This is a genomic window from Streptomyces sp. NPDC030820, assembly GCF_055572075.1.
In genome coordinates this window covers 220,720-246,298 of record NZ_JBVIEB010000003.1, presented here as the reverse complement: position 1 = coordinate 246,298, position 25,579 = coordinate 220,720, and the positions used below count along the sequence as shown (strand labels likewise).

General features: G+C 71.9%; 22 protein-coding genes and 1 pseudogene. 9 read left to right on the top strand and 14 right to left on the bottom strand.

Annotated features, from left to right (window positions below; translation table 11 throughout):
* Nucleotides 1-4: 4 nt before the first annotated feature.
* From ACZ418_RS09510 to ACZ418_RS09500, 3 genes are read right to left on the bottom strand one after another with little or no spacing between them, the layout of a single operon-like run.
* Nucleotides 5-922: a PfkB family carbohydrate kinase gene (locus tag ACZ418_RS09510; protein WP_468359528.1), complete on the bottom strand. Its 918-nt coding sequence runs from the start codon at nucleotides 920-922 to the stop codon at nucleotides 5-7.
* The gene (locus ACZ418_RS09505; protein ID WP_468359525.1) at nucleotides 919-1,407 is read right to left on the bottom strand and encodes a macro domain-containing protein; all 489 of its coding nucleotides are present in this window, start codon (nucleotides 1,405-1,407) and stop codon (nucleotides 919-921) included. Before ACZ418_RS09505 ends, ACZ418_RS09510 begins: the two co-directional genes overlap by 4 nt.
* Nucleotides 1,408-1,449: 42 nt before the next feature.
* Nucleotides 1,450-2,925, bottom strand: a complete 1,476-nt coding sequence (locus ACZ418_RS09500) for an amino acid permease (RefSeq protein ID WP_468359522.1) — start codon at nucleotides 2,923-2,925, stop codon at nucleotides 1,450-1,452.
* Nucleotides 2,926-3,161: 236 nt separating this feature from the next.
* On the opposite strand from ACZ418_RS09500, the gene ACZ418_RS09495 reads away from it, so the two are divergent.
* On the top strand, nucleotides 3,162-3,878 hold the full coding sequence (locus tag ACZ418_RS09495) for a MerR family transcriptional regulator (protein ID WP_468359519.1): 717 nt from the start codon (nucleotides 3,162-3,164) through the stop codon (nucleotides 3,876-3,878).
* Here ACZ418_RS09495 and ACZ418_RS09490 read toward each other — a convergent pair.
* The 3 genes from ACZ418_RS09490 to ACZ418_RS09480 are packed head-to-tail and all read right to left on the bottom strand — an operon-like array spanning nucleotide 3,864 to nucleotide 8,507.
* The gene (locus tag ACZ418_RS09490) at nucleotides 3,864-6,047 is read right to left on the bottom strand and encodes a 3-hydroxyacyl-CoA dehydrogenase NAD-binding domain-containing protein (protein ID WP_468359516.1); all 2,184 of its coding nucleotides are present in this window, start codon (nucleotides 6,045-6,047) and stop codon (nucleotides 3,864-3,866) included. The two genes, ACZ418_RS09495 and ACZ418_RS09490, sit on opposite strands and share 15 nt — an antisense overlap.
* Nucleotides 6,048-6,088: 41 nt before the next feature.
* Nucleotides 6,089-7,303 (bottom strand): acetyl-CoA C-acetyltransferase, encoded by a 1,215-nt coding sequence (locus ACZ418_RS09485; protein WP_351806995.1) that lies wholly within the window; start codon nucleotides 7,301-7,303, stop codon nucleotides 6,089-6,091.
* Between the two features lie 43 nt (nucleotides 7,304-7,346).
* Complete coding sequence (locus ACZ418_RS09480; RefSeq protein WP_468359512.1) at nucleotides 7,347-8,507, bottom strand: CaiB/BaiF CoA transferase family protein; 1,161 nt, start codon at nucleotides 8,505-8,507, stop codon at nucleotides 7,347-7,349.
* Nucleotides 8,508-8,860: 353 nt separating this feature from the next.
* On the opposite strand from ACZ418_RS09480, the gene ACZ418_RS09475 reads away from it, so the two are divergent.
* Nucleotides 8,861-10,060 carry a saccharopine dehydrogenase family protein gene (locus ACZ418_RS09475; RefSeq protein WP_468359508.1) on the top strand — a complete coding sequence of 400 codons (1,200 nt, stop codon included), beginning with the start codon at nucleotides 8,861-8,863 and terminating at the stop codon, nucleotides 10,058-10,060.
* A gap of 78 nt (nucleotides 10,061-10,138) precedes the next feature.
* Here the strand turns inward: ACZ418_RS09475 and ACZ418_RS09470 are convergent, their stop codons facing one another.
* On the bottom strand, nucleotides 10,139-10,879 hold the full coding sequence (locus tag ACZ418_RS09470) for an endonuclease V (RefSeq protein WP_468359505.1): 741 nt from the start codon (nucleotides 10,877-10,879) through the stop codon (nucleotides 10,139-10,141).
* Between the two features lie 60 nt (nucleotides 10,880-10,939).
* On the opposite strand from ACZ418_RS09470, the gene ACZ418_RS09465 reads away from it, so the two are divergent.
* Nucleotides 10,940-11,236: a YciI family protein gene (locus tag ACZ418_RS09465; protein WP_468359502.1), complete on the top strand. Its 297-nt coding sequence runs from the start codon at nucleotides 10,940-10,942 to the stop codon at nucleotides 11,234-11,236.
* Between the two features lie 10 nt (nucleotides 11,237-11,246).
* On the opposite strand, the gene ACZ418_RS09460 is transcribed toward ACZ418_RS09465, so the two are convergent.
* Together ACZ418_RS09460 and ACZ418_RS09455 are read right to left on the bottom strand one after the other, a co-directional pair.
* A complete protein-coding gene (locus ACZ418_RS09460; RefSeq protein WP_468359499.1) occupies nucleotides 11,247-11,585 on the bottom strand; it encodes a plasmid stabilization protein in 339 nt (112 codons plus the stop codon).
* Between the two features lie 59 nt (nucleotides 11,586-11,644).
* A complete protein-coding gene (locus tag ACZ418_RS09455) occupies nucleotides 11,645-12,748 on the bottom strand; it encodes a WD40/YVTN/BNR-like repeat-containing protein (RefSeq protein WP_468359496.1) in 1,104 nt (367 codons plus the stop codon).
* Between the two features lie 209 nt (nucleotides 12,749-12,957).
* Between ACZ418_RS09455 and ssgD the strand changes: the two genes are divergently transcribed.
* From ssgD to ACZ418_RS09435, 4 genes are all read left to right on the top strand, one after another.
* Nucleotides 12,958-13,374 carry a spore wall synthesis regulator SsgD gene (gene ssgD / locus ACZ418_RS09450; protein WP_468359493.1) on the top strand — a complete coding sequence of 139 codons (417 nt, stop codon included), beginning with the start codon at nucleotides 12,958-12,960 and terminating at the stop codon, nucleotides 13,372-13,374.
* A gap of 824 nt (nucleotides 13,375-14,198) precedes the next feature.
* Nucleotides 14,199-15,824: an ABC-F family ATP-binding cassette domain-containing protein gene (locus tag ACZ418_RS09445; protein WP_468359490.1), complete on the top strand. Its 1,626-nt coding sequence runs from the start codon at nucleotides 14,199-14,201 to the stop codon at nucleotides 15,822-15,824.
* 131 nt (nucleotides 15,825-15,955) lie between these two features.
* Nucleotides 15,956-16,732 (top strand): dimethylargininase, encoded by a 777-nt coding sequence (gene ddaH, locus ACZ418_RS09440; protein WP_468359487.1) that lies wholly within the window; start codon nucleotides 15,956-15,958, stop codon nucleotides 16,730-16,732.
* A gap of 261 nt (nucleotides 16,733-16,993) precedes the next feature.
* A complete protein-coding gene (locus ACZ418_RS09435; protein ID WP_468359484.1) occupies nucleotides 16,994-17,968 on the top strand; it encodes an acyl-ACP desaturase in 975 nt (324 codons plus the stop codon).
* Between the two features lie 76 nt (nucleotides 17,969-18,044).
* Here ACZ418_RS09435 and ACZ418_RS09430 read toward each other — a convergent pair whose 3' ends face one another.
* Nucleotides 18,045-18,290 (bottom strand): WhiB family transcriptional regulator, encoded by a 246-nt coding sequence (locus ACZ418_RS09430; RefSeq protein ID WP_468359481.1) that lies wholly within the window; start codon nucleotides 18,288-18,290, stop codon nucleotides 18,045-18,047.
* 271 nt (nucleotides 18,291-18,561) lie between these two features.
* Between ACZ418_RS09430 and ACZ418_RS09425 the strand changes: the two genes are divergently transcribed.
* Nucleotides 18,562-19,353, top strand: a complete 792-nt coding sequence (locus ACZ418_RS09425) for a VOC family protein (protein WP_468359478.1) — start codon at nucleotides 18,562-18,564, stop codon at nucleotides 19,351-19,353.
* Between the two features lie 475 nt (nucleotides 19,354-19,828).
* On the opposite strand, the pseudogene ACZ418_RS09420 reads toward ACZ418_RS09425, so the two are convergent.
* From ACZ418_RS09420 to ligD, 3 genes and pseudogenes are all read right to left on the bottom strand, one after another.
* Nucleotides 19,829-20,857, bottom strand: a pseudogene (locus ACZ418_RS09420) (LacI family DNA-binding transcriptional regulator); the annotation flags it as partial.
* A 134-nt stretch (nucleotides 20,858-20,991) separates the two neighbouring features.
* Entirely contained in the window at nucleotides 20,992-21,930 is a 939-nt protein-coding gene (locus ACZ418_RS09415; protein WP_468359475.1) for an ornithine cyclodeaminase family protein, read from the bottom strand.
* 52 nt (nucleotides 21,931-21,982) lie between these two features.
* Nucleotides 21,983-23,002 (bottom strand): non-homologous end-joining DNA ligase, encoded by a 1,020-nt coding sequence (gene ligD / locus ACZ418_RS09410; RefSeq protein WP_468359472.1) that lies wholly within the window; start codon nucleotides 23,000-23,002, stop codon nucleotides 21,983-21,985.
* Nucleotides 23,003-23,076: 74 nt separating this feature from the next.
* Between ligD and ACZ418_RS09405 the strand changes: the two genes are divergently transcribed.
* Entirely contained in the window at nucleotides 23,077-24,153 is a 1,077-nt protein-coding gene (locus ACZ418_RS09405; protein ID WP_468359470.1) for an ATP-dependent DNA ligase, read from the top strand.
* A 45-nt stretch (nucleotides 24,154-24,198) separates the two neighbouring features.
* Here the strand turns inward: ACZ418_RS09405 and ACZ418_RS09400 are convergent, their stop codons facing one another.
* Nucleotides 24,199-25,389, bottom strand: coding sequence for a zinc-dependent alcohol dehydrogenase (locus tag ACZ418_RS09400; RefSeq protein WP_468359465.1), 1,191 nt, complete (start codon nucleotides 25,387-25,389; stop codon nucleotides 24,199-24,201).
* Nucleotides 25,390-25,579 lie beyond the last annotated feature (190 nt).

The window sequence follows — 25,579 nt, the reverse complement described above, 5'->3', positions numbered from 1 at the left end:
CTGGCTAGGGTCTCGGCTCTGCCGCCCGTTTGAGCAGCTCGTCCCGGTCTATCGACTCCGCTCGGGAGGCCGGGACGGTGCAGGCGTGGGCGCCCGCCACCGCGCCGTAGCGGGCGCAGGTCTCGGGTGGCTCGCCGGCGAGGCGGCCGTAGAGGAACGCGGCGGCGAAGGCGTCGCCCGCGCCGTTGGAGTCCACCACCGGCGCGGGCGGCAACGCCGCGGGCACGCGGGTCAGCTCGCCGTCGGCCAGCAGATACGCGCCCTTGGCTCCGGCGGTGGCGACGACCACCTCGGCGCGCCCCCGCTCGGTGATGCGCCGCATGGTCCGCTCGGGGTCGGTCAGGGCGGCGGCCGACAGGAAGACGACGTCCGCGGCGTATGCGAACGGCTCGTGGTACGGGTTCTCCCCGTCCCAGTCGTGCAGATCCGTGGACAGGGATACGCCCGTCGCGGTGAGCACCGGCAGGGCCCCGGCGCAGGGCTGCGTGATGGTCACGTGCACATGCCGGCTCGATCCGGCCAGCATGCGCAGCATCTCCGGCGGGAAGCGGTCGCCGGGGCGGGCTCGGCTGGTGTCGTACAGGGACAGGCGGCGGCCGTCCGGGCCGACGAGGTTGACCGCCCGTTTGGTGCCGGCGGGCTGCGGGAGCGCGGTCAGTCCGATGCCGTGCTCGTGGTGCAGGGCCCGCACGAGGTCGCCCTCGGGGTCGTCGCCGACCAGGTCGAGGTGGTGGGCGCGCAGGCCGAGTGCGGCAAGGCCCAGCGCGACGAAGTCGCCGGTCTGCCCGGCGCGGGTGCGGATCCCGGAGTCGATCATGTAGCTGTCGGCGTACGGGAGGGGCAGTTCGGGGACGTGGATGATCGTGTCGACGCCGGCTCCGCCCAGCACCAGGACGTCCGTCGCAGGTGGGTGTGAACTCATCGGCTGCCCTCTCCGTGGTCGTACACCGTGACCGCGATGCCGCGCTTGACCAGCCGCTCGGTGATGAGCGGCTCTATGCGGGACCAGGTGCCGCCCGCCAGGCCGCAGCCTATGCGGGGCATGTGCACGGAGGCGCCCATTTCGATCACTTCGCCGGCGAGCCGGTCGAGGGCGGTGTCGATCGCCTCGTAGCGGACGGGGACCCCCTTGCTGCCCCTGCGGATGCCGCGCTGGCCGATCATGTTGGCCACCCATACATACGGCTCGACCCGGACCAGCTGGACGGCGCCCAGCCCGAAGTCGTTCTGTGCGCGGTCGCGGTGCCAGGCGCGGTACGCGGCCTCCGGCTCCGGCCAGCGTCGTGAGAGCGCGAGTACGAAGCCCTTCCCCCAGCCGCCGATGTCGTTGCTGACATGGGCGATCACCTTGACGCCCTTGCCGAACGGCACGGTGGCGTCACCCCGGACATACGTGATCTCCGACATGACGCCACCGTAGGCGATGCCACTGACAGTGGCGCTGAGCTGCTACTTCGTGAGCTCGGCGAGCTCGTCGTCGGTGTTCTTCGACACCCGGCGGCGCACGCCGAACCAGCCGGCGACCAGCATGACGGCGATCACCGGGATCAGCAGGATGGTCTTCCGGCCGACGTCGGGGTCGTTCCACATCATGCCGAGGCAGATCAGCAGGAACGCGATCGTGGCGATCTCGGTGACCGGGCTGAACTTCAGCTGGAAGTGCGGCCGGGTCGCCAGGCCCGCGCGGGCGCGGCGGACGAAGATCATGTGGCAGAGCATGATGATCACCCAGGTGCTGATGATGCCGAGGGAGGCGACGTTCAGCACGATCTCGAAGGCCTGGCTGGGCATCAGGTAGTTCAGGCCGACGCCGAGCACACAGACCGCGCAGGTCAGCAGGATGCCGCCGTAGGGAACCTGGCTGCGGTTCATACGGGCGGTGAACTTCGGGGCGGAGCCCGCCATGGCCATGGAGCGCAGGATGCGGCCGGTGGAGTACAGGCCGGAGTTCAGCGAGGACATGGCCGCGGTCAGGACGACCAGGTTCATCACGTCACCGGCCGCCGGGACGCCGATCTTCGACAGGACCGTGACGAACGGGCTCTCGTCGGCGGAGTACACCGAGCCGGGCAGCAGCAGGGCGAGCAGCACGACCGAGCCGACGTAGAACAGGCCCACACGCCACATGATCGAGTTCACCGCGCGCGGGACGACCTTCTCCGGCTCGGCGGTCTCGCCGGCGGCGACACCGACCAGCTCCAGGGCGGCGTAGGCGAAGATCACGCCCTGCATGACCAGGACGACCGGCATCGCACCGTGCGGGAAGAGCCCGCCGTGGTCGGTGATGACGCTCAGGCCGGGGGTGTGGCCGCCGACCTTGTGCTGGGTGGCGAGCAGGAAAATGCTGATCAGCATGAAGCCGACGATGGTGGCGACCTTGATGATCGCGAACCAGAACTCCATCTCGCCGAAGATCTTCACCGAGATCAGGTTCACGGCCAGGACCACCGCGAGGGCGATCAGGGCGAGCACCCACTGGGGGATGCTGGTGAACATGCTCCAGTAGTGCGTGTAGAGCGCGATCGCGGTGATGTCGGCGATGCCGGTGGTCGACCAGTTCAGGAAGTACATCCAGCCGGCGACATAGGCGCCCTTCTCGCCGAGGAACTCACGGGCGTAGGACACGAAGGACCCGGAGGACGGGCGGTACAGGACCAGTTCACCGAGGGCCCGGACGACGAAGAAGGCGAAGACGCCGCAGACCAGGTAGGCCAGGGCGAGTGCCGGTCCCGCGTTGTGCAGGCGGCCGCCGGCGCCCAGCAGGAGTCCGGTGCCGATGGCGCCCCCGATGGCGATCATGTTGACGTGGCGGGCCTTGAGGTCCTTGCTGTAACCGGCGTCGCCCGCGTCCGCGGGCGTCCGGTCCGCCTGAGCCGCCTCGGTGCGGGCGGGGGCCTGTGCCGATTCCACGGCGTCCTTGCTCACGGGTGGTTCACTTCCTGGTGCGCCCGGGCCTCGTGGGCCCGGGGGACGTGCAGGGCTTGGTCCGCACCACCCTGTGTCGGGTCGCGGCACAGACCAAGCCAGCAGCTTCCCAGAAGGATCGGTGACTACGCGGTGGCCCATGTCACACAGCGTTACTTCTCACACGATCAACGCAGAGTTCGCATGACGTTCACCCGAGGTTTCACACCACTGGTGAGACAGCGATACTGCTGCACATGACGACCGATGCCGGGGACACGCCCCTCACCATCGACGAGCTGGCCGCCCGGGCGGGCGTCACGGTGCGCACCGTGCGGTTCTACGGCAGCAAGGGCCTGCTGCCGCCCCCGGTGATCGGCCCCCGCCGGGTGGGGCACTACGGGCCTGACCACCTGGCGCGGCTGGCGCTGATCGAGGAGTTGCAGCAGCAGGGCATGACCCTGTCGGCGATCGAGCGCTACCTCGGGCAGCTGCCCGCCGACCTCACCCCGCACGACCTGGCCATCCACCGTGCCGTGGTCGCGTCCTGGGCGCCGGACGCGGTCGACACGGTGTCGCGGGAGGAGCTGGAACGGCGGGCCGGACGGCCGCTCGCCGCCGACGATGTGGAGCGGCTGGCGGCGATGAACGTCGTCATGCGGGCCGAGGGCGCGGAGGGTGACATCTTCCGGGTGGACTCCGGGCTGCTGCGGCTCGGGGTTCAGCTGCTCGACGTACCGCTGTCGCAGGAAGCGATCCTCGCGGCGCGCAAGGTGCTCATCGAGCACTCGCGCGCCGCGGCCCACGAGCTCTCCCAGCTCTTCCGCGGCGAGGTGGCGGAGCGTGACGCCCGGGACGTGAAGTCCCTGTCGGCGCACATGCACCCTCTGGTGGTGCAGGCGCTGCTGACGACGTTCCAGCGCTCGTTGCGGGAAGAGCTGAGCGAGTGGGTCAGCGGGTCAGGAGCGGACTGAGTCGCTGAACGGCTCCCCCTTCTCGGCCTTCTCCACGAGCAGTGCGGGCGGGGTGAAGCGCTCGCCGTACGCCTCGGCGAGTTCCCGCGCGCGGGCAACGAAGCCGGGCAGGCCGCCTTCGTAGCCGTTGATGTACTGGAGCACACCGCCGGTCCAGCCGGGGAAGCCGATGCCGAAGATCGAGCCGATGTTGGCGTCGGCGACCGAGGTCAGGACGCCCTCTTCGAGGAGGCGTACGGTGTCGAGCGCCTCGGAGAAGAGCATCCGCTCCTGCATGTCCCGGAACGGGATCCGGTACCCGGGCTTGGTGAAGTGCTCGCGCAGGCCCGGCCAGAGTCCGGCCCGCTTGCCGTCCTCGGTGTAGTCGTAGAACCCGGCGCCGCCGCTGCGGCCGGGGCGGCCGAACTCGTCGACCATGCGGTCGATGACGGCTTCCGCCGGGTGCGCGGTCCAGGTGCCGCCCGCCTCCTCCACGGCCCGCTTCGTCTCATTGCGGATCTTGCGCGGGAGGGTGAGGGTCAGTTCGTCCATGAGGGAGAGGACCTTGGCCGGGTAGCCGGCCTGGGCGGCGGCCTGCTCCACGGAGGCGGGCTCGATGCCCTCGCCGACCATGGCGACGCCCTCGTTGATGAAGTGGCCGATCACGCGGGAGGTGAAGAAGCCGCGCGAGTCGTTGACGACGATCGGCGTCTTGTTGATCTGCCGGACCAGGTCGAAGGCCCGGGCCAGGGCCTCGTCACCGGTGCGCTCGCCCTTGATGATCTCCACCAGCGGCATCTTGTCGACGGGCGAGAAGAAGTGCAGCCCGATGAAGTCGGCCTGCCGCTCCACGCCCTCGGCGAGGGTGGTGATGGGGAGGGTGGAGGTGTTGGAGCACAGCAGCGCGTCGGGCGCCACGACGGACTCGATCTCCTGGAACACCTTGTGCTTGAGCGCGGTGTCCTCGAAGACGGCCTCGATCACCGCGTCGCAGCCCGCGAGATCGGCAACCTCGGCGGTGGGCGTGATCCGGGCGAGCAGCGCGTCCGCCTTCTCCTGGCTGGTACGGCCCTTGGCAACGGCCTTGGCGCACAGCTTCTCGGAGTAACCCTTGCCCTTGGTCGCCGCCTCCACGGAGACGTCCTTCAGGACGACGTCGATGCCCGCGCGGGCGCAGGAGTACGCGATGCCCGCGCCCATCATGCCGGCGCCGAGGACGGCGACCTTGCGCACCTGGCGGGGCTCGATGCCCTTCGGGCGGTTGGCGCCCGAGTTGACGGCCTGGAGGTCGAAGAAGAACGCCTGGATCATGTTCTTGGCGGTCTGCCCGGTGACCAGCTCGGTGAAGTAGCGGGTCTCGATGGTGATCGCGGTCTCGAAGTCGACCTGGGAGCCCTCTACGGCCGCGGCCATGATGTTGCGCGGGGCCGGGTAGGGGGCGCCGTTGGTCTGCTTGCGCAGATTGGCCGGGAACGCGGGCAGGTTGGCGGCGAACTTCGGGTTCGCGGGGGTGCCGCCCGGGATCTTGTAGCCGGGGACGTCCCAGGGCTGGTGCGACTCGGGGTGGGCGTCGATGAAGGCGCGGGCCTTGGCGAGCATGTCCTCGGGAGTCTCGGCCACCTCGTGGACCAGGCCATTGTCCAGGGCGCGGCGGGGGTTGTACTGGGTGCCCTGGAGCAGCACCTTCAGCAGCGCGTCCGTGATGCCCATCAGGCGTACGGTGCGGGTGACGCCGCCGCCCGCGGGGAGCAGGCCGAGGGTGACCTCGGGCAGCCCGATCTTGGAGCCGGGGGCGTCCAGGGCGATGCGGTGGTGGGAGGCGAGCGCGATCTCGTAGCCGCCGCCGAGGGCCGCGCCGTTGATGGCGGCTACGACCGGCTTGCCGAGGGTCTCGATGCGGCGCAGCGCGTTCTTGATCTCGGTCGCGGTGTCGAAAACCTGCTGGGCGTCCTCGGGCCCGGCCTTGATCATGTCCTTGAGGTCGCCGCCGGCGAAGAAGGTCTTCTTGGCGGAGGTGTAGATGATGCCGCGGATGGAGTCCTTCTCGGCCTCCGCGCGCGCGGCGATCGCCGTGATGGAGGCGCGGAACGCCTGGTTCATGGTGTTCGCGGACTGGTTGGGGTCGTCCAGGACGAGGGTGACGACACCGGTGTCGTCCTGCTCCCAGCGGATGGTGGTGCTCTCGGTCATGACAGTCGTCTCCGTTGAGGTCTGGTGATTCCGCGGGGAGTTCAGATGCGCTCGACGATGGTGGCGATGCCCATGCCGCCGCCGACGCACAGGGTGGCGAGGCCGTAGCGCTTGTCCTGGCGCTCCAGCTCGTCGATGAGCGAGCCGAGGATCATCGCGCCGGTCGCGCCGAGCGGGTGGCCGAGGGCGATGGCGCCGCCGTTGACGTTGACCTTGTCCAGGCTGAGGCCCATGTCCTTGACGAAGCGCAGCACGACCGCGGCGAACGCCTCGTTGATCTCGACCAGGTCGATGTCGTCGATGGTGAGGCCGGCCTTGGCGAGGGCCTTGCGGGTGGCGGGGGCGGGCCCCGTGAGCATGATGGTCGGCTCGGAGCCGGAGACGGCGGCGGAGACGATCCGCGCGCGCGGGGTGAGGCCGTAGCGCTCGCCGACCTCCTTGGAGCCGATCGCGACGAGCGAGGCGCCGTCCACGATGCCGGAGGAGTTGCCCGCGTGGTGGACGTGGTCGATCTTCTCCACCCAGTGGTACTTCTGCAGCGCGACCGCGTCGAAGCCGCCCAGTTCGCCGATGTCCGCGAAGGACGGCTTGAGCTTGGCGAGCGAGTCGGCGGTGGTGCCGGGGCGCAGATGCTCGTCGTGGTCGAGGACGACCAGGCCGCTGCGGTCCTTGACGGGGACGACCGAGCGGTCGAAACGGCCCTCCTTCCAGGCCGTGGCGGCGCGCTCCTGGGACAGGGCCGCGTACTCGTCGACGTCCCGGCGGGAGAAGCCCTCGATCGTGGCGATCAGGTCGGCGCCGATGCCCTGCGGCACGAAGTTCACCGCGAGGTTGGTCATCGGGTCGTTGAACCAGGCGCCGCCGTCGGAGGCCATCGGCACCCGGGACATCGACTCCACACCGCCCGCGAGGACCAGGTCCTCCCAGCCCGAACGCACCTTGGCGGCGGCCAGGTTGACGGCCTCCAGGCCGGAGGCACAGAAGCGGTTCTCCTGCACGCCGGCGACCGTGTCGGGCAGTCCGGCGGCGATCGCGGCGATCCGGGCGATGTCGGAGCCCTGGTCGCCGACCGGTCCGACGACACCGAGCACGATGTCGTCGACGGCGGCCGGGTCGAGGCCGGGGAAGCGGTCGCGGATCTCGTGGATGAGGCCGACGACCAGGTCGATGGGCTTCGTGCCGTGCAGGGCGCCGTTCGCCTTGCCGCGGCCGCGCGGGGTGCGGATCGCGTCGTACACGTACGCTTCGGTGCTCACTGGTGTGCCTTTCGGGAGGGTGGGCCGAGCGGGGTGGGCCGGGTCAGTCGGCGTCGGTGACCGGGTCGCCGTTCACGGGTGCGGGTATCCCCCAGTCCCGCGCCACCGCCTCCGTGTCGGCGCCCGGCAGGGCGGGGCCGGTACGGACGGACGTCGGGGTCGCGGAGAAGCGGGGGGCGGGGGCCGGCTGGGTGATGCCGGCGTGGTCGGTGAAGGTGCCGCGGGCGGCCAGGTGCGGGTGGTGCGGGGCCTCGCGGAGGGACAGCACGGGCGCCACACAGGCGTCGGTTCCCTCGAAGAGCGCCGTCCACTCGTCCCGGGTGCGGGACTTGAAGCGGGCGGCGACGCGCTCGCGCAGCTCGCCCCAGCGGCTCCAGTCCTTGTGGGCCGGTGTCAGGTCGTCCAGGCCGAGCAGACGCAGGAACTCCGCGTAGAACTGCCCCTCCAGGGCGCCGACCGCCATGTACTTGCCGTCGGCGGTCTCATAGGTGCCGTAGTAGGGGCAGCCGCCGTCGAGGAGGTTGGCGGCGCGCCGGTCCTGCCAGCCGCCGGCCGCGAGCATGCCGTGGATCATCGCCGAGAGGTGGGCCGCGCCGTCCACGATGGCGGCGTCGACGACCTGTCCGGTGCCGGTCACGCGCGCGTGGTGCAGGGCGGCGAGGACGCCGACGACCAGGTAGAGGGAGCCGCCTGCGTAGTCGCCGAGCAGGTTGGCCGGAAAGACCGGGGGCTCGTCCGGGCGGCCGGTCATGCCGAGGGTGCCGGTCAGCGCGATGTACGACACGTCGTGGCCCGCGCGGTCGGCGAGCGGGCCGTCCTGACCCCAGCCGGTCATGCGGCCGTAGACCAGGCGGGGGTTGCGGGCGTGGCAGTCCCCGGGACCGACGCCGAGGCGCTCGGCGACGCCCGGGCGGTAGCCCTCGACGAGGATGTCGGCCCGCTCGGCGAGGTCCAGCACGCGTGCGGGGCCGTCCGGGGCCTTCAGGTCGACCACGACCGAGCGCTTGTTGCGGTTGGTGACGTCGTACGCGGGATCGACGCCGAGGCCGGGGCCGCCCGGCCGGTCCACCCGGACCACGTCCGCGCCCAGGTCCGCGAGGAGCATGGCGGCGAACGGGCCCGGCCCGATGCCGGCCAGCTCGACCACGCGCACGCCGGAGAGCGGCCCGCCGTCCGGCGTCGCCGGCGTCCCTGCCGTCGTCATGCGGCCCCCAAGCGTGTGTGTGACACAACTGATGTAACACCGGTGATGCTAGGAACGCGTTCCACCGGACACAAGACCCAACGAGCAAGCGCTTAGCCAAGTGCCCGGCTCCACGCGGATCACCCAGGAGGGTGAGAGGCGGCTGCGCCGACGACCTCGCGCCGGAGCCCGACGACGAGGCCCTGTGGGTGACCGCCGTCGTCCGCAGTGAGGAACCCGCGCGCTTTCTCCCGCTTCGTCGGGGCGTTCCTGGCTGTGGCCACCGCTGCCTCCGGGCTGGTCGTCGACACTCGCACTCCTCACGCTAGCCTCAGCCACCGACAGCGGCGCGAGCTGCGGGACCAAGGGGTGTCATGAGCAGGCTGAACAGGACGGATCGTCCCTACGACCTCGTGCTCTTCGGAGCCACCGGCTTCGTCGGCTCCCTCACGGCGGAGTATCTCGCCGCGCACGCGCCCGAGGGCCTGCGCTGGGCGGTGGCCGGCCGCGACGAACGCAAGCTGCAGCGGCTGCGCGAGCGCCTGCCCGGCGGGGCGGACGTCGGCGTCCTGCGGGCGGATGTGACCGAACCCGCGACCCTGCGCGCCCTCGCCGAGCACGCGCGCGTGGTCGCCACGACCGTCGGGCCGTACGTGCTCTACGGCGAGGAGCTGGTCGCCGCCTGCGCGGACACCGGAACCGACTATCTGGACCTGACGGGCGAGCCCGAGTTCGTGGACCTGATGTACGTCCGGCACGACGCACGCGCGCGGGAGACGGGCGCGCGCCTGGTGCACGCGTGCGGCTTCGACTCCGTCCCCCACGACCTGGGCGTGTACTTCACGGTCCGGCAGCTGCCGGAGGGCGTGCCGCTGACCGTGGACGGATACGTGACCGCCGACGCGGCCTTCTCCGGCGGCACCCTGGCCTCGGCACTGAACCAGTTCGCCCGCGGCCGGCAGCTGCTGGCCGCCGCGCGCGAACGGGGCCGGCACGAGCCGCGGCTGATGGGGCGCCGGGTCGCGGCGCCGACGGGCGTGCCGCGGTTCGCCAAGGAGGTCGGCGCGTGGGCGCTGCCGCTGCCTACCGTCGACCCGCAGATCGTGCGCCGCTCGGCGAAGGTGCTCGACCGGTACGGCCCCGACTTCCGCTATCGGCACTACGCAGCGGTACGGCACCTGCCGGTCGCCCTCGGCGGGGTCGCCGCCGTCGGCGCGGTGCTGGCGGCCGCGCAACTGCCACCCGCGCGGCGCTGGTTGTCGGGCCGGCTGCGGCCGGGGGACGGGCCGAGCGCGGAGAAGCGGGCGCGGAGCCGGTTCGCGGTGCGCTTCGTCGGCGAGGGCGGCGGGCGGCGCGTGTTCACGGAGGTCTCGGGCGGCGACCCCGGCTACGACGAGACGGCGAAGATGTTCGCCGAGGCGGCCCTCAGCCTGGCCTTCGACGACCTCCCGCCCACGGCCGGACAGGTCACCACGGCGCAGGCGATGGGTGACGCCCTGACCGAACGGCTGCGCGCCGCGGGGATCACCTTCCGGGTCGCGGCCACCGGTCCAAGCGCCCCCTCCCCCGTATGAGACTTTCGCAGCCGACACCCCCGGACGAGGTAGCGCCGGCACGGGACCGCGCCGGTGAGCTGGGGCGGACTCGGCGTGTCAGGAGGTCGGCGCCTGGCGCGTCGTCGCCTCCTGAGCGCCGCCTGCGGCGCTCTGTGCCGCCTCCCGCAGCGCGCGGCGGCACAGGGCGTCCGCCCGGCGCGTGGTCTCCGGCAACCGGTGGCGCGGGGTCAGGGCGAGCGTGTGGGCCACGGCGTTGTCCAGGCTCACCCGGTGGCCTACGGAGACGAAGACCGGTTTGACGCCGTCCCTGGTGCGCAGCGCGCGCCCGACCTCCTCGTCCCCCGCGAGCAGCGGGGCGGAAGCGCCGCGCGCCTGCTGCGGATCGTCGTACGTGAAGGTGAACGGGTTCTTGGCCACGCCGATGACCGGCAGGCCGGTGAGCACGCCGAGGTGGCTCGCGAGCCCGAAGCGGCGCGGATGGGCCAGGCCGTAGCCGTCGCACACGACCAGGCCGGGCGGGCACGGCAACCGGTCCAGGGCGGCCCGGACGGTGGGGATCTCGCGGAAGGCGAGGAGGCCCGGCACATACGGGAAGGAGACGCGGCCGACGGCCGTCGCCTCGGCCACCACGTCCAGGGTGGCGGCGTCGAGCACGACGGCTGCCGCGGCGACGAGGTCGAGCTCGTCGTCGTAGGCGACGTCGACCCCGGTGACCCGGCCCGTGCCCGGCTCGGGTCCGCGCTCGTCGAGCACCACCCGCCCGCGCAGCTCGTCCTGCACGGCGCGGGCCTCTTCCTCGGACGCGGGCCAGCCCGCGGGTACGCCAACGGTCGTCATGGTGACCTGAACTGTAGATCCCGGGGCCCGTTGTCGGACCCGGGGGGTACGCTCGCGATCATGTTCGTACTGGAGCTGACCTACACCGCACCTCTCGACGCCGTCGACGCGCTGCTGCCGGACCATGTGGCGTGGCTCGAGGAGCAGTACGAGAAGGGCTTCTTCCTGGCCTCCGGGCGCAAGAACCCCCGGGACGGCGGGGTCATCCTCGCCGTCGCCGAGGACCGCGCCCGGATCGAGGAGATCGTGGCGGGCGACCCGTTCGCCGTCGGCGGCGTGTGCACGTATCGCATCATCGAGTTCGTCGCCACGAAGACGGCTCCGGAGCTGGCCCGCCACCGGCAGACGCCGGCCTGACTGTCGCTCGTCATCCCTTCTTGGCGTTCAGCGCGCGCTGCAGCTGGTCCTTGTTCATGTGCGAACGGCCTTCGATGCCGCGCTGCTTCGCCTCGTTGTAGAGCTGGTCGCGGGTCGGGCCCTGGGAACCGACCCGGTTGCCCGACCGCTGACCACCGCGCTTGCTGGACGACATGTCCTGCTTCGAGCTGCGGCTCGCGGTCTTGGACTCGCCGGAACGGGCACGTTCCTTGTTCACGGTCCGCGCGGCGATCTCCTTGGCGCGGCCGGTGCTCTCGCCCCGGTCCTGCGCGCTCTTCTTGATGTGCTCGTACTGACGCTCGCGCTTGGAGCTGGAACCGGCGGGCATGATGGCTCCCTTCGTCTCGGTTCCCGTGCGACCCGAGTACCCGGTTCCGGCTGCTCGGCTCAGCGTTCCAGCCGCGCGACCCTCCCCTGCTCACCGGCCGCCCAGCAGCTGAGGTCGGGCGTGCAGTCCACGGTGTCGTACGAGCCGGTGTCGATCGTGCGCCAGGTGCGGCCGGCGTCGGTGGTGAGGTCGGTGCCGGTGGGGCCGACGGCGAGCGCGGCAGTGCGGCTGTGCGGCAGCCAGGCGACCCCGGAGCGGTAGGCGGGCGGCGGCGTGGCGGCCGGTGCCCAGGTGCGGCCGCCGTCGGCGGTGACCGCGGCGGCCTGTGGCGAGGCCTGGCCGGGGCGATAGTCGCCGCCGACGGCGAGACCGTGGTCGCGGTCGCGGAAGGCGAGCGCGAAGACGCCCTTGGCCGGGTCGCCGGCCGGGACCGGTGTGTCGGTGGCCGTCCAGGTCAGTCCGCGGTCGGCGGAGTGCAGCACGCGCGCGTGGGCGCCGCCGCCGGTGGCCAGCCAGACGTCCTTCGCGCCCGAGGTGACCAGACACTGGCCGCTCGCGGCGAAGCCCGCCTCACCGTCCAGGGCGGGCGGCATCCCCGCCGGGGGCAGCACCCGCCAGGAGCGGCCGCCGTCGCTCGTGGACAGGATGCGGAACCTGCCGTCCACGGGGTCGCTCATCGCAAGGCCGTGCCGGCGGTCGAAGAAGGCCAGGCAGTCGTAGAACGCCTTCGGGTCGCTGTTGCGGAAGGACTCCGTCCAGGTCGCCCCGCCGTCGTCGGTGCGGTACACGCGGGAGGCCTCGCCCTCGCCGATGGCCAGCACCACGGCGCGCCGCGCGTCGAACGCCTCGACGTCCCGGAACTGCAGATCGGCCGCGCCCGGCGGAGAGACGTTCCGCCAGCTCGCTCCGCCGTCGGTGGTGCGCAGCACCGTGCCGCCGGTACCGGCCAGCCAGGCGGTGTGCCGGTCGACGGCCGCAAGGCCCCGGAAGCGGACCTGCGGGGTGCCCGGGTCCTTGGCCGCCCAGTGCGGACTCCCCTGCCCGAGGGGCCCTGCCTCGGCGGCGGGCACGGTCAGCGCGGCCAGCGCCGCCCCGCACGCCACCCCCGCCGCCACCAGCCTGCTCCTGCGTCCTCTGCGTCGCGTGCTCCCCAAGCGCCTCATGGCGGGCGAAGCTAGCCCACCGGCCGCGCGCCGTCCAGCGGCCAACTCCCCTTCGCCACAGGCGGAAACGAGAGGGCCGCGCCGTGCATGAACGCGGTGACCGAGGTCACTCGTGATTCCTGTGCACGGATCGGCCGGATCCGTCGTCTCTTCCGGTGCCGGGTGTCACGCACCCGGGCGTAGTCCAGCCGTCACGAGGGAGCAAGGCGTTGTCCACCGTCATCGAGCAGCCCGTAGAGGCCCGTCTCGTCGCCGCCGCACCGCGCATGCCGAACATTCCCGCCACGCTGCGCTACGACCGACGCGATCCGTTCGCCGTCGTCATGGCCTTCCCGGCCCCGGCCACCCTCGAAGGGGTCGAGGTGTGCTGGACCTTCTCCCGTGAGCTGCTCACGGCCGGGCTGCAGCAGGCCGAGGGGCACGGGGACGTCCGGGTACGGCCGTACGGCTACGACCGCACCGTGCTGGAGTTCCACGCCCCCGAGGGCACCGCGATCGTGCATGTGCGCTCGGGTGCGGTCCGGCGCTTCCTGGAGGCGACCAGCGAGCTCGTCCCCGTCGGCCTCGAACACCTCCAGCTCGACCTGGACCGCGACCTGGCCGAGCTGATGCGGGACGCCTGCTGAGCAGGGTGTTCGGCTCGCCGTGGTCGTATCCGCCGGCCGACGCCCCGTACGTTCCCGGACGCGGGCGGCCCGGGCGCGTCCGGAGCCGGCGCTGACCAGGGCGGCGCCGAGGGCGGCCGGCTCCAGGGTGGCGTCCACTCCCCTGGCGCCGCGCAGGAACGTGTCGATCCCCGCGCGTTGACGAACAGCGGCACTCCCGCCTCATCGGCGGCCGCTCGGGCCGCGGCTGTCCTCCCCCCCGATTTCGTCCCAGGGACCCCATTTCGCTTCGCTCGCCTGCTCGGCGACGGGCCGCAGCGGCTCGCCGCCTCCTGGTGCCGGGCGTCCGCGATGTTGACACCGACCGGGTCGGCAGCGAGCACAGCCCGTACGTGCCGACGCCCCCGGCCAGGTCCGTGGCGCAGTCGGCCTCGATGTCCGCGCTGACCGGGACGCGTACGACGGCGGCGATGCGGGCCACGGCCTCCAGCGCGCGGTCGCGGTCGAGCCGGTCGCCGTCGGCGGGGTCTGCGTGGCGGCGGTCCACGGCGGATCAGCGGATCAGGGGCGTACTTAATTGCGTTGACAGCCCTCAGGCCCCCTCCTACGGTGTACACCGGTCCTGTTGCCGTCGATTGGAGAAGGACGTTGCTCGTCTGAGGTCCTGAGGCATCGCGTCGCACCGGTTGAGGTGTGTGCGCGGCGTACGACCTCGGCGTCCGAGCCGTCCTCGGGCACAGGCCCCCTCTCCGTGGCCCCTTCGTGCCCCACGACCTTTCGGTTCCCGCCTCGCGGTGTCTCGACATGCGTCCACCCGACCGCACGAAACCCCTCGCGAGGCCCTCATGTCATCTTCCCTCACCTGTACGTCCCTGTCCTTCACCTGGGCCGACGGCACCGCCGTCTTCGACGGCCTCGACATCGCCTTCGGGCCCGGCCGGACCGGCCTCGTCGGCATCAACGGATCAGGGAAGTCAACCCTGTTGAAGCTGCTGGCCGGCGAACTCACTCCGGCCGACGGCAACGTCAAGGTCTCCGGCGAGGTCGGCTACCTCCCGCAGAACGTCACCCTGGACACCACGCTCCGCGTCGACCGGGCCCTCGGCATCGCCGAACGGCGGGCCGCGCTGCACGCCATCGAGGCGGGCGACGCCGCCGAGGAGCACTTCGAGACGCTCGGCGACGACTGGGACGTCGAGGAACGCGCCCTGGTCACGCTCGGCGAGCTCGGACTGGGCCACATCGGCCTGGACCGCACGGTCGGCGAGGTCTCCGGTGGCGAGTCGGTGCTGCTGCGGCTGGCCGCACTGCTGCTGCGCCGCCCGGACGTACTGCTGCTGGACGAACCCACCAACAACCTGGACCTGTATGCGCGCCGGCGGCTGTACCAGGCCGTCTCCGCGTGGCCGGGCGTCCTGGTCGTGGTCAGCCACGACCGGGAACTGCTCGACCTGGTCGACCGGATCGCGGAACTGCGCTCCGGCGAGGTCACCTGGTTCGGCGGCAACTTCTCGGCGTACGAGGAGGCTGTGGCCGTCGAGCAGGAGGCGGCCGAGCGGATGGTGCGCGTCGCCGAGGCCGATGTGCGCAGGCAGCGGCGCGAACTGTCCGACGCCCAGGTCAAGCTGGCCCGGCGCAATCGGTACGGGCAGAAGATGTGGGACTCCAAGCGCGAACCGAAGATCGTCATGGGTGCCCGCAAACGCGCCGCCCAGGAGTCGGCGGGCAAGCACCGCATCATGCACGAGGAGCGGCTCGCCGAGGCCCGGGAGCGCCTGGACGAGGCGGTGGAGGCGGTACGGGACGACGACGAGATCCGCGTCGAGCTGCCGTACACCGCCGTACCGCCCGGCCGGCAGGTGCTCACCCTGGAGAAGCTGGAAATGGCCTACCACGCGCGCGTGGAGGGCATCCTCGATCTGCGCGGGCCGCAGCGCATCGCGCTGGTCGGCCGCAACGGCGCCGGCAAGACGACGCTGCTGCGGACCGTCGCCGGAGAGCTGGCGCCGGTGGCCGGCGAGGCGCGGGTGCATGTGCCGCTGCGTTTCCTGCCCCAGCGGCTGGACGTGCTGGACGACACGCTGACGGTCGCCGAGAACGTGGCCCGGTTCGCGCCGGACGCCACCAACAACCGGATCCGGGCGCGGCTCGCCCGCTTCCTGTTCCGGGGCGCGCGGGCCGACCAGAAGGCGGCCACCCTGTCGGGCGGCGAGCGGTTCCGGGCGGCCCTGGCCGCGTTGATGCTCGCCGAGCCGGCACCCCAGCTGCTGCTGCTCGACGAGCCGACCAACAATCTGGACATGGCGAGCGTGCGGCAGCTGACCTCGGCCCTGGAGTCGTATGAGGGCGCGCTGCTCGTGGCCAGTCACGACCTGCCGTTCCTCGAGTCGATCGGCATCACCCGCTGGCTGCTGATGGAGGAGGGGGTGCTGAGGGAGATCTCGCCGGACGACATCGGGGCCTCGGCCTAGGACCTGACGTCTCAGGAGGGCCACAGCCTGACAACGGGGGTTTTGTCGTGGCCGGGGCGGATTGCATGATGGCGGACCGGTGCCGTCTCACCGGCACCGGAAAACCGCACCATCGATTCGAAAGGCCCCTCGTGCCCAGCAAGAAGGCCCTCGTCCGCCGCCCAAGCCCCCGCCTCGCCGAAGGCCTGGTGACGCACATCGAGCGGGAGAAGGTCGATGTCGGGCTCGCCGTCGAGCAGTGGGAGGCCTACGTCGAGGCCCTGCGTACCCACGGCTGGGAGACGATCGAGGTCGACCCGGAGGACGACTGCCCGGACTCGGTGTTCGTCGAGGACACCGTCGTCATGTACAAGAACGTGGCGATGATCACCCGGCCCGGCGCGGAGTCCCGGCGCCCGGAGACCGTCGGCGTGGAGGAGGCGGTGGCCCGCCTCGGCTGCTCGGTCAACTGGATCTGGGACCCGGGCACGCTGGACGGCGGTGACGTCCTGAAGGTCGGCGACACGGTGTACGTAGGCCGCGGCGGGCGCACCAACGCGGCTGGTGTGCAGCAGTTGCGGGCCGCCTTCGAACCGCTGGGCGCGCGCGTGGTGGCCGTTCCGGTGAGCAAGGTGCTGCATCTGAAGTCCGCGGTGACCGCGCTGCCCGACGGCACGGTGATCGGGCACATACCGAAGGTCGACCGGCCGTCGCTGTTCCCCGGCTTCCTGTCGGTGCCGGAGGAGTCCGGCTCGCACGTGGTGCTGCTCGGCGGGCACAAGCTGCTGATGGCGGCGAGCGCGCCGAAGACCGCGGAGCTGCTGACCGATCTCGGCCACGAGGTGGTCACGGTGGACATCAGCGAGTTCGAGAAGCTGGAGGGTTGTGTGACCTGCCTCTCGGTGCGGCTGCGGGAGCTGTACGCCTGACGGGCGGTCCCTTTCCGGCGACGGCCTCGGGAACCGTGTGGTCCGGGGGCCGTCGGCGGGTCCAGGAGTGGCCGACGAGGGCGCGTTGAAGCCCGGCGGGAGGACCCGTCTGGCGGTACTGATCAGCGATCTTTACGACAGCCTTAACCTACGGCTTCGTAACCTACGGATTCGTAGCCTACGATCTCGTAGGTTTCCGGCACCGCTCGCCGGACCGTCCCCTTTCTCTCCCCCGCTGTTCGGCGTCCCCCTGGAGTTACCGTGACGATCACCTCCCCTCACCTCGGCAGCCCGTCTGCATGGACCGACGCCCGGCTGCTGTTCGCGCTGGAGGAAGTGGTCGAGAAGGAGCTGAACCGGCATCTGCAGGTCGCCAAGGACTGGATGCCGCACGAGTACGTGCCCTGGAGCGACGGCCGCAACTTCCCCGGCCTGTTCGAGGACGGGGAGGCCTGGGACAAGGACCAGTCCAAGGTGACCGAGATCGGCCGTACCGCCCTCGTGGTCAACCTGCTCACCGAGGACAACCTGCCGAGCTACCACCACGAGATCGCCACGCTCTTCGGCCGCGACGGCGCCTGGGGCACCTGGGTGCACCGCTGGACGGCCGAGGAGGGCCGGCACGGCATCGTGATGCGCGACTATCTGCTCGCCTCGCGCGCGGTGGACCCGGACAAGCTGGAGCAGTTCCGTATGGCGCACATGAGCGAGGGCTTCGAGTCCGACAACCGGCACTCGATGCTGCACTCGATCGCCTACGTCGCCTTCCAGGAGCTGGCCACCCGGATCTCGCACCGCAACACCGGCCACCAGTCCGGCGACCCGGTCTGCGACCGCATGCTGGCCCGCATCGCGACCGACGAGAACCTGCACATGGTCTTCTACCGCAACCTGCTGAAGGCCGCCTTCGAACTGGCCCCCGATCTGACCATGCAGGCCGTCCGTGACGTCGTGGTCAACTTCCGTATGCCCGGCCACGGCATCCCCGGCTTCGAGCGGGCCGCCGCGCAGATGGCCATCGGCGAGGTCTACAACCTGCGCATCCACCACGACGACGTGCTGCAGCCCGTACTGCGCTTCCTGAAGGTCATGGAGATCGACGGCCTCGGCCCCGAGGGACGCCAGGCGCAGGAGGAACTCGGCCTGTTCATGGGCGGCCTGGACACGGAGGCCGCCAAGTTCGACGAGAAGCTGGCCGCGCGCAAGGCCCGGATGGCGGCCCGGGCGGGGGCCTGACGCACGCCGGTGCCGGAGGCTCGCCGGGCCGACCCTTCCGGGAGGACGGGTGGCAGGCGGGCGTCGGCGGACGACGTCAGTGGGACGTGCGGCGCAGGGCGAGGCGCTCCTTCTCGGACAGCCCGCCCCAGACGCCGAAGCGCTCGTCGTTGGCCAGCGCGTAGTCCAGGCAGGCCGGGCGCAGCTCGCACATGGCGCAGATGCGCTTCGCCTCGCGCACCGAGCTGCCGGGCTCGGGGAAGAAGAAGTCCGGCCCGGTCTGCGCGCACAGGGCCTGCGCCTGCCAGCTGTCGTCGGCCGGGGTGATCGTCTCGAAGTGCATGCCCAGGATCGTTCCGCGCGGCGAAAAACGTTCGATCAACGCCGGGTCAACGCCGTCGGCAGGGCCTCCGGCCGCCCCCGATGATGCTCCCCGGGACCGCACCGGCGCACGGCGGCGCGCGGGGCGCGGCGAAAAACCGGCGAACGCACCCGGCCGCCCAGGACGAGAGCGGGATCCCTCCGGCGCGTCGCGGCGCTGCGGCGGCGATTGTCAGTGGGGGGTGCCAGACTCGGCAGTGCAGAGGACGGGACCCCTTTCGAGGAGGGCGAAGATGCTCACCACCCGTTTCGTCAACGGCGCTCCGAACTGGATCGACATCGGCACCCCCGACATCGACGGCGCCGTCGCCTTCTACGGCGGTCTCTTCGGCTGGCAGTTCCAGTCGGCGGGGCCGGAGGCAGGAGGCTACGGCTTCTTCCAGCTGGGCGGCAGGACCGTCGCGGGCGGCATGCAGTCCGGCTCCGAACAGGGCCCGCCGGCCTGGACGGTGTACTTCCAGAGCGCCGACGCACAGGCCACCGCCAAGGCCGCCGAACAGGCGCACGGCAGCGTGCTGTTCCAGCCGATGGACGTCATGGGCGAGGGACACATGGCGGTCCTCGCCGACCAGGCGGGCGTGCCCTTCGGGATCTGGCAGCCGGGCCGGACCAAGGGCGTGGACGTGGCGAGCGAGCCGGGCTCCCTGTGCTGGGTCGAGCTGTACACCCCGGACATCGCGGCAGCCGCCGCCTTCTACCACCAGGTGATGGGCCTCGAAACCTCCGCCGTGCCCTTCCCGGGCGGGACGTACACGTGCGTCAATCCGGCCGACGGCGGCGAGGACGCGATGTTCGGCGGGCTCGTGCCCCTGGCCGACGACCCGTCCGAGGCCCAGGGCAGCCCGTACTGGCTGCCGTACTTCGAGGTGGAGGACACCGACGCGGTCGTGGAGAAGGTGCAGCAGCTCGGCGGAAAGGTGCGCATGCCGGCGACGACCCTGGAGGGCGTCGGCCGCATGGCCAAGTTCGCCGACCCGTATGGCGCCCGCTTCGCGGTGATCAAGAGTCAGGCGCCGCAGGGCTGAATCCGGTCGGCCGACCGGACCGGAGCCACACGCCCGGCGGCTGGTCCTCACGCGGCGGCTAGGCGGACGCCCGTCGTATCAGCGTGGTCGGGAGGATCACGCCGGCGGCGGGCACCCCGACCGCCGTGGTTCCGGCCCGGTCACGGCCGTCCGTCCCGTCGGGGGCATCCGTCCGGCCGCGGGCGTCCATCCGATCGCGTGCATCCATCCCATCACGGCCGTCCGTCCGATCGCGGGCATCCGTCCGATCACGGGCATCCGCCGCCCCATCACGGCCGTCCATCCGGCCGCGGGCATCCGCCCGATCACGGGCATCCGCCGCCCCATCACGGGCATCCGTCCAATCGCGCGCATCCATCTGGCCGCGGGCATCCGTCCGATCACGGGCATCCGCCGCCCCATCACGGCCGTCCGTCCGATCGCGGGCATCCATCCCATCACGGCCATCCGTCCGGCCGCGGGCATCCGCCCGGCCCCGGCCGTCCGTCCGGTCGCGGCCGTCGGAGAGACCGCGCAGCAGCAGGCGGGCCATCAGGCGGCCCATGCCCTCGATGTCCTGACGGACCGTCGTCAGCGGCGGGTCGGCCTCCTCGGCGATGGGCAGCATGTCGTCGAAGCCGATCACCGCCACGTCCTCGGGCACCCGCCGGCCGCTCGCGCGCAGCACGCGCAGGGCACCCAGCGCGGTCAGGTCGTTGGCGGCGAACACGGCGTCCACGTCCGGGCAGCGGTCGAGGAGTTCGCGCATGGCGCGTTCACCGCCGGCCGGGGTGAAGTCGCTCTCCACCACCAGCCGGGGATCGTCACCGCCCGGTACCTCGGCCATGACGTCCCGGTAGCCGTCGAGCCGGTCCACCGCCGACGTCTGGTCCAGGACGCCGGTGAGATGCGCGATGCGTTTGCGGCCGAGATCCACCAGATGCCGTACGGCCGCGCGTGCCCCGCCCCGGTTGTCGCAGTCGACGTACACCACGCGCGGGTCTCTCACCGGCGAGTGAGCGGGGCCGGAGGCGCGGCCGTCGTCACCCCAGCCGGGCCGTCCGCCGAACACGGTGGGCAGGCCGGCGTCGTGGATGAGGCCAGGCAACGGGTCGTCGAGGTGCAGGGAGAAGACGAGCGCGCCGTCGACATGGCTCCCGGAGAGATACCGGGCCACGCGCGCGTGATCGTCGCGGCCCTCGGTGAGCAGCAGGACCAACTGGTTGTCGTGCGCGGTCAGTTCCTGGCTGATGCCGCGCAGCTGCAGGGCGAAGAAGGGGTCGGCGAAGACCCGGGTCTCGGGCTCGGCGATGACGACCGCGACGGCGTCGTGCCGCTTGGTGACGAGGCTGCGCGCCGCCTGGTTGGGGACGTAACCCAGCTCAGCGACGGCCTGCCGGACGCGCTCGGCCAAGGGTTCGCGCACCCCGTCGCCGCCGTTGACCACCCGCGAGACGGTGGCCCGGGACACCCCGGCACGCGCGGCCACGGCCTCCAGCGTGGGACGCGACACTGCCTCGGTCACTTCGGGACTCCTCATCGGCGGTTGCGGGTCAGGATAACCGCGCGGTGGAGACCCGTCGGTGCCGCGAGGGGGCATCGACGGGTCCTCTCGACCGGGCGAGAATCCGGGGCGTCGCCCGGCGTGGGCACCGCGGCTCACTCCAGCAGGTCGACCGTCGCGCCCACGCCCCGGCGTTCCGCCTCCCGCCAGGCGAGCCAGGCGAGGGCGAGGTCCTGCCAGGGCAGCCCGACAGGGGCGTACACCGTGCGCTGCCGGAGCGAGGTGCGGCCGGGATGCGCGCCGCGCAGGACGTCTGTGAGGCTGGCGTCGGCGGTGGTCCGGGCGAGCCCGGTCGCGGCCAGCGCGCCCATACGCACGGCCAGTTCGATGTCGTCCACGACGAGGAGCGCGGCGTCCAGCAGGTCCGGGGCGAGTTCCCGCTTGCCGGGCTCGTCGGTACCGAGGCTCGTGAAGTGCTGTCCGGCACGGGTGTCCGCGAGGGCGAGCAGCGGGGCCCGGGACCAGGTCGCGAGCAGGACGGTGTCCGCCGCCCCGGCCACCGCGCCGGCCGAGTCCAGGACCCGTCCGCCGTGCCGGGCGGCGAACGCGGCGGCCCGGTCGGAGTCGGTGTCGTACACGACGAGTCGGCCGGGCGGGCGCTCGCTCGCCAGGCCGCGCAGCGTCAACTCGGCCTGTGCACCGGCTCCGATCACGCCGAGCACGTCGTGGTCGGCCGGGGCGAGCAGCGCGGTGCCGAGGGCGGCGGCCAGCCCGGTCCGCCAGGCCGTGACGGTCGCCGAGTCCAGCAGGGCGAGCAGTTCGCCGTCCGCGCCGCCGTGCAGGCAGATCACGCCGCGCAGGGCGGGCCGGGCACCGGGGAACTTGGCGTTGACCTTCACGGTGTAGGCCTCGACGCCGGGCAGCAGGCCGGGAATGAGCGCGGTGGCGGTGCCGGGGAACGGCAGGTCGGTACGGACCCGTTGGCCGGGTACGGCGGTGGCGCCGGCCGTGCGAAAGCCGTCACGGAGGGCGGCGAGGCAGGCCGCGGGCTCCAGCACGGCCTCCAGGTCACTTCGGGTCAGAACACGGGTCACCCCGCCATGATCCCCTGGACCATGGCGGGGAGGGCAGCGTGTGGCACCGAGTTCAGGACAGCGGCTCCCGTCGGGCCCGGCTCGGCTGGACGCGTTTGGGTTCGCCGGGCATCTTCGGGTACTCCGGCGGGTATGGCAGATCGCCCAGGCCGTGGTCCTGTTCGTCGCGGCGGGCCAGCTCCAGCAGGGCGTCCAGGGAGTAGGCATGGTCGTCCATGTCGGCGTGTACGTCGCCGAGTTCGGCGAAGCGGGCCGGCATGGTGGCGAGGTCGAAGTCGGCCGGGTGGGCCACGCCGACCTCCTCCCAGCGCAGGGGGGCCGAGACGGTGGCGTTCGGGCGGGGGCGTACGGAGTAGGCGGAGGCGATGGTGCGGTCCCGGGCCGTCTGGTTGTAGTCCAGGAAGATACGGCGGCCCCGCTCCTCCTTCCACCACTTGATCGTCACATGGTCGGGCATCCGGCGTTCCATCTCCCGGCCTACGGCGATCGCGGCGCGGCGCACCTGGGTGAAGGTCCAGCGCGGTTCGATCGGGACGAAGACATGCAGCCCCCGGCCGCCGGAGGTCTTCGGCCAGCCGCGCAGCCCGCCGAACTCGTCCAGGAAGGCGCGCAGTTCATGGGCGGCGCGGGCCGCGTCGTCGTAGTCGGTGCCGGGCTGCGGGTCGAGGTCGATGCGCAGTTCGTCGGGGCGGTCGACGTCCGTGGCCCGCACCGGCCAGGGGTGGAAGGTGAGCGTGCCGTACTGGGCGGCCCACACCACGGCGGCCTGTTCGGTGGGGCACATCTCGTCGGCGCTGCGGCCGCTGGGGAAGGTGATGTGGGCGGTCGGGATCCAGTCGGGCATGCCCTTCGGGGCTCGTTTCTGGAAGAACCACTCGCCGCCCACGCCGTCCGGGTAGCGCTCCAGCGTGGTGGGGCGGTTGCGCAGCGCGCGCAGGATGCCGGGGCCGACGGCGACGTAGTACTGCGCGAGGTCCAGCTTGGTGAAGCCCCGCTCCGGGAAGAAGACCTTGTCCGGGCTGGACAGCCGTACGGTGCGGCCGTCCACCTCCAGTTCCACCGCAGCACCCATGCGGCCACGGTAGGCGCACCCCGCACGGCTCGCATACCGGGCGGCACGGGACGTATGCGAGCAGAATCGGTTGCATGGATCTCCCCGTCATGCCACCAGTGAAGCCGATGCTCGCCAAGTCGGTGGCGAAGATCCCGCCGGGGATGCACTACGAGGCGAAATGGGACGGGTTCCGTTCGATCGTGTTCCGGGACGGGGCCGAGGTCGAGCTGGGCAGCCGTACCGGTAAGCCGTTGACCAGGTACTTTCCCGAGCTGGTGGCGGCACTGAAGGAGCGGGTGCCCGAGCGGTGCGTACTGGACGGGGAGATCGTGATCGCGCGGGAGGGCCATCTGGACTTCGACGCGCTGACCGAGCGGATCCATCCGGCCGACTCCCGGGTGCGGATGCTGGCGGAGAAGACACCGGCGTCCTTCGTCTCCTTCGACCTGCTCGCCCTGGACGACCACTCCCTGCTCGACGTCCCGCTGACCGACCGCAGGGCCCTGCTGGAACGGGCGCTCGCCGACGCGACACCGCCGGTCCATGTGGCACCCGCGACGACCGACATCGAGGTGGCGCGGCAGTGGTTCGAGCACTACGAGGGCGCCGGCCTCGACGGAGTGGTCGCGAAACCGCTCGATCTGCGCTACCGGCAGGACGAGCGGGTCATGTTCAAGGTCAAGCACGAACGGACGGCGGATGTCGTCGTGGCCGGGTACCGGTTCCACAAGAGCGGCCCGGTGGTGGGCTCGCTGCTGCTCGGCCTGTACGACGACCGGGGGCAGCTCCAGCACGTGGGGGTGTCGGCCGCCTTCGCCATGAGGAAGCGGGCCGAACTGGTGGAGGAGCTGGAGCCGCTGCGCATGGAGGACGTGGCCGGGCACCCGTGGGCGGCCTGGTCGGAGGAGGCCGCCCATGAGACGGCCCGGCTGCCGGGCGCGCCGAGCCGCTGGTCCGGCAAGAAGGACCTGTCCTGGGTGCCGCTGCGGCCGGAGCGGGTCGCCGAGGTGGCCTACGACCACATGGAGAACGGGCAGCGCTTCCGGCACACGGCCCGCTTCCGCCGGTGGCGCCCGGACCGCACACCGGAGAGCTGCACCTACGCCCAGCTGGAGGAGCCGGTGCGCTACGACCTCGCGGAGATCCTGGGCGAGAAGGACCGGAGCTGAGCCGGCGGACGGGGCCTGGCCGGGCAGGGCCGGCGAACTGGAGCCCTACGGCCGCATGAGGATCTTGATGGCGCCGTCCTGCTTGTGCTGGAACATGTCGTAGGCCTGCGGTGCCTCGTCGAGGGGCAGCCGGTGGGTGGCGAAGTCGTCGACGCCGAGCGGGTCCTCGTCGGTGAGGTAGGGCATGATCCGGTCGCTCCAGCGGCGGACGTTGGCCTGGCCCATGCGCAGCTGGATCTGCTTGTCGAACAGAGTCAGCATCGGCATCGGATCGGCCGTGCCGCCGTACACCCCGCTCAGCGAGATGGTGCCGCCGCGCCGTACCAGGTCGATCGCCATGTGGAGGGCGCCGAGCCGGTCGACGCTGAAGCGTTCCGCGAGGGGCGCGCTGATCTTGCGGGGCAGCAGCCCGGTGGCCGTCTGGGCGAGCTTGGCGGCGGCGCTGCCGTGGGCCTCGGTGCCGACGGCGTCGATCACGGCGTCCGGGCCCCGGCCGCCGGTCTCGTCGTGGATCGCGTGGACCAGCGCCTTCTCGTCGTCGAAGGCCCTCAGGTCGTAGGTCTCCACGCCGTCCCGGTCGGCGCGCGCGAGCCGTTCCGGCACCAGGTCGATGCCGAACACCCGCTCCGCGCCGCGTGCCTTGGCGATCCGGCAGGCCATGTCGCCGATCGGGCCGAGGCCGAGGACGGCGAGGGTGCCGCCGGGCGGGACGGCGGCGTACTCGACGGCCTGCCAGGCGGTGGGCAGGACGTCGGAGAGATAGACGAAACGGTCGTCCGGCGGGCCCTCGGGCACCTTTATCGGCCCGAACTGTGCCTGCGGGACGCGCAGATACTCGGCCTGGGCGCCGGGCACGGCGCCGTACAGGCGGGTGTAGCCGAACAGGGCGGCGCCCATTCCCTCGCCGGTCACCTGGGTGGTCTCGCACTGGGTCGGCAGCCCGGTCAGGCACATCCAGCAATTGCCGCAGGCGATCTGGAACGGCACCACGACCCGGTCTCCGGCCTTGAGGTCCGGCACTCCGGGGCCGACCTCCTCGACGATGCCCATCGGTTCGTGCCCGAGGATGTCGCCCGGTGTCATGAACGGGGTGAGCACCTCGTACAGGTGCAGGTCCGAGCCGCACAGTCCGGTGGACGTGATACGGATGACGGCGTCGGTGGGCTCTTCTATCCGCGGGTCGGGCACGTCCTCGACCCGGACGTCCCGCCGCCCCTGCCAGGTGACTGCCTTCATGGGTCCCGCTCCCTCGATCGCGTGGGCGTTTGGCGGTGGCGCCCGGGTACCCGCGCCCACCAGCGCCGAACCCCTCGCGAGGGAGCCCGAGCCGCCCACGGAACGCGCATGACCGTAAGCGTTCAGGTATGGCCAGCGATGACCCGATGAGCACACAATCGGACGCATGAACGGGGTGGCCATGACGGGC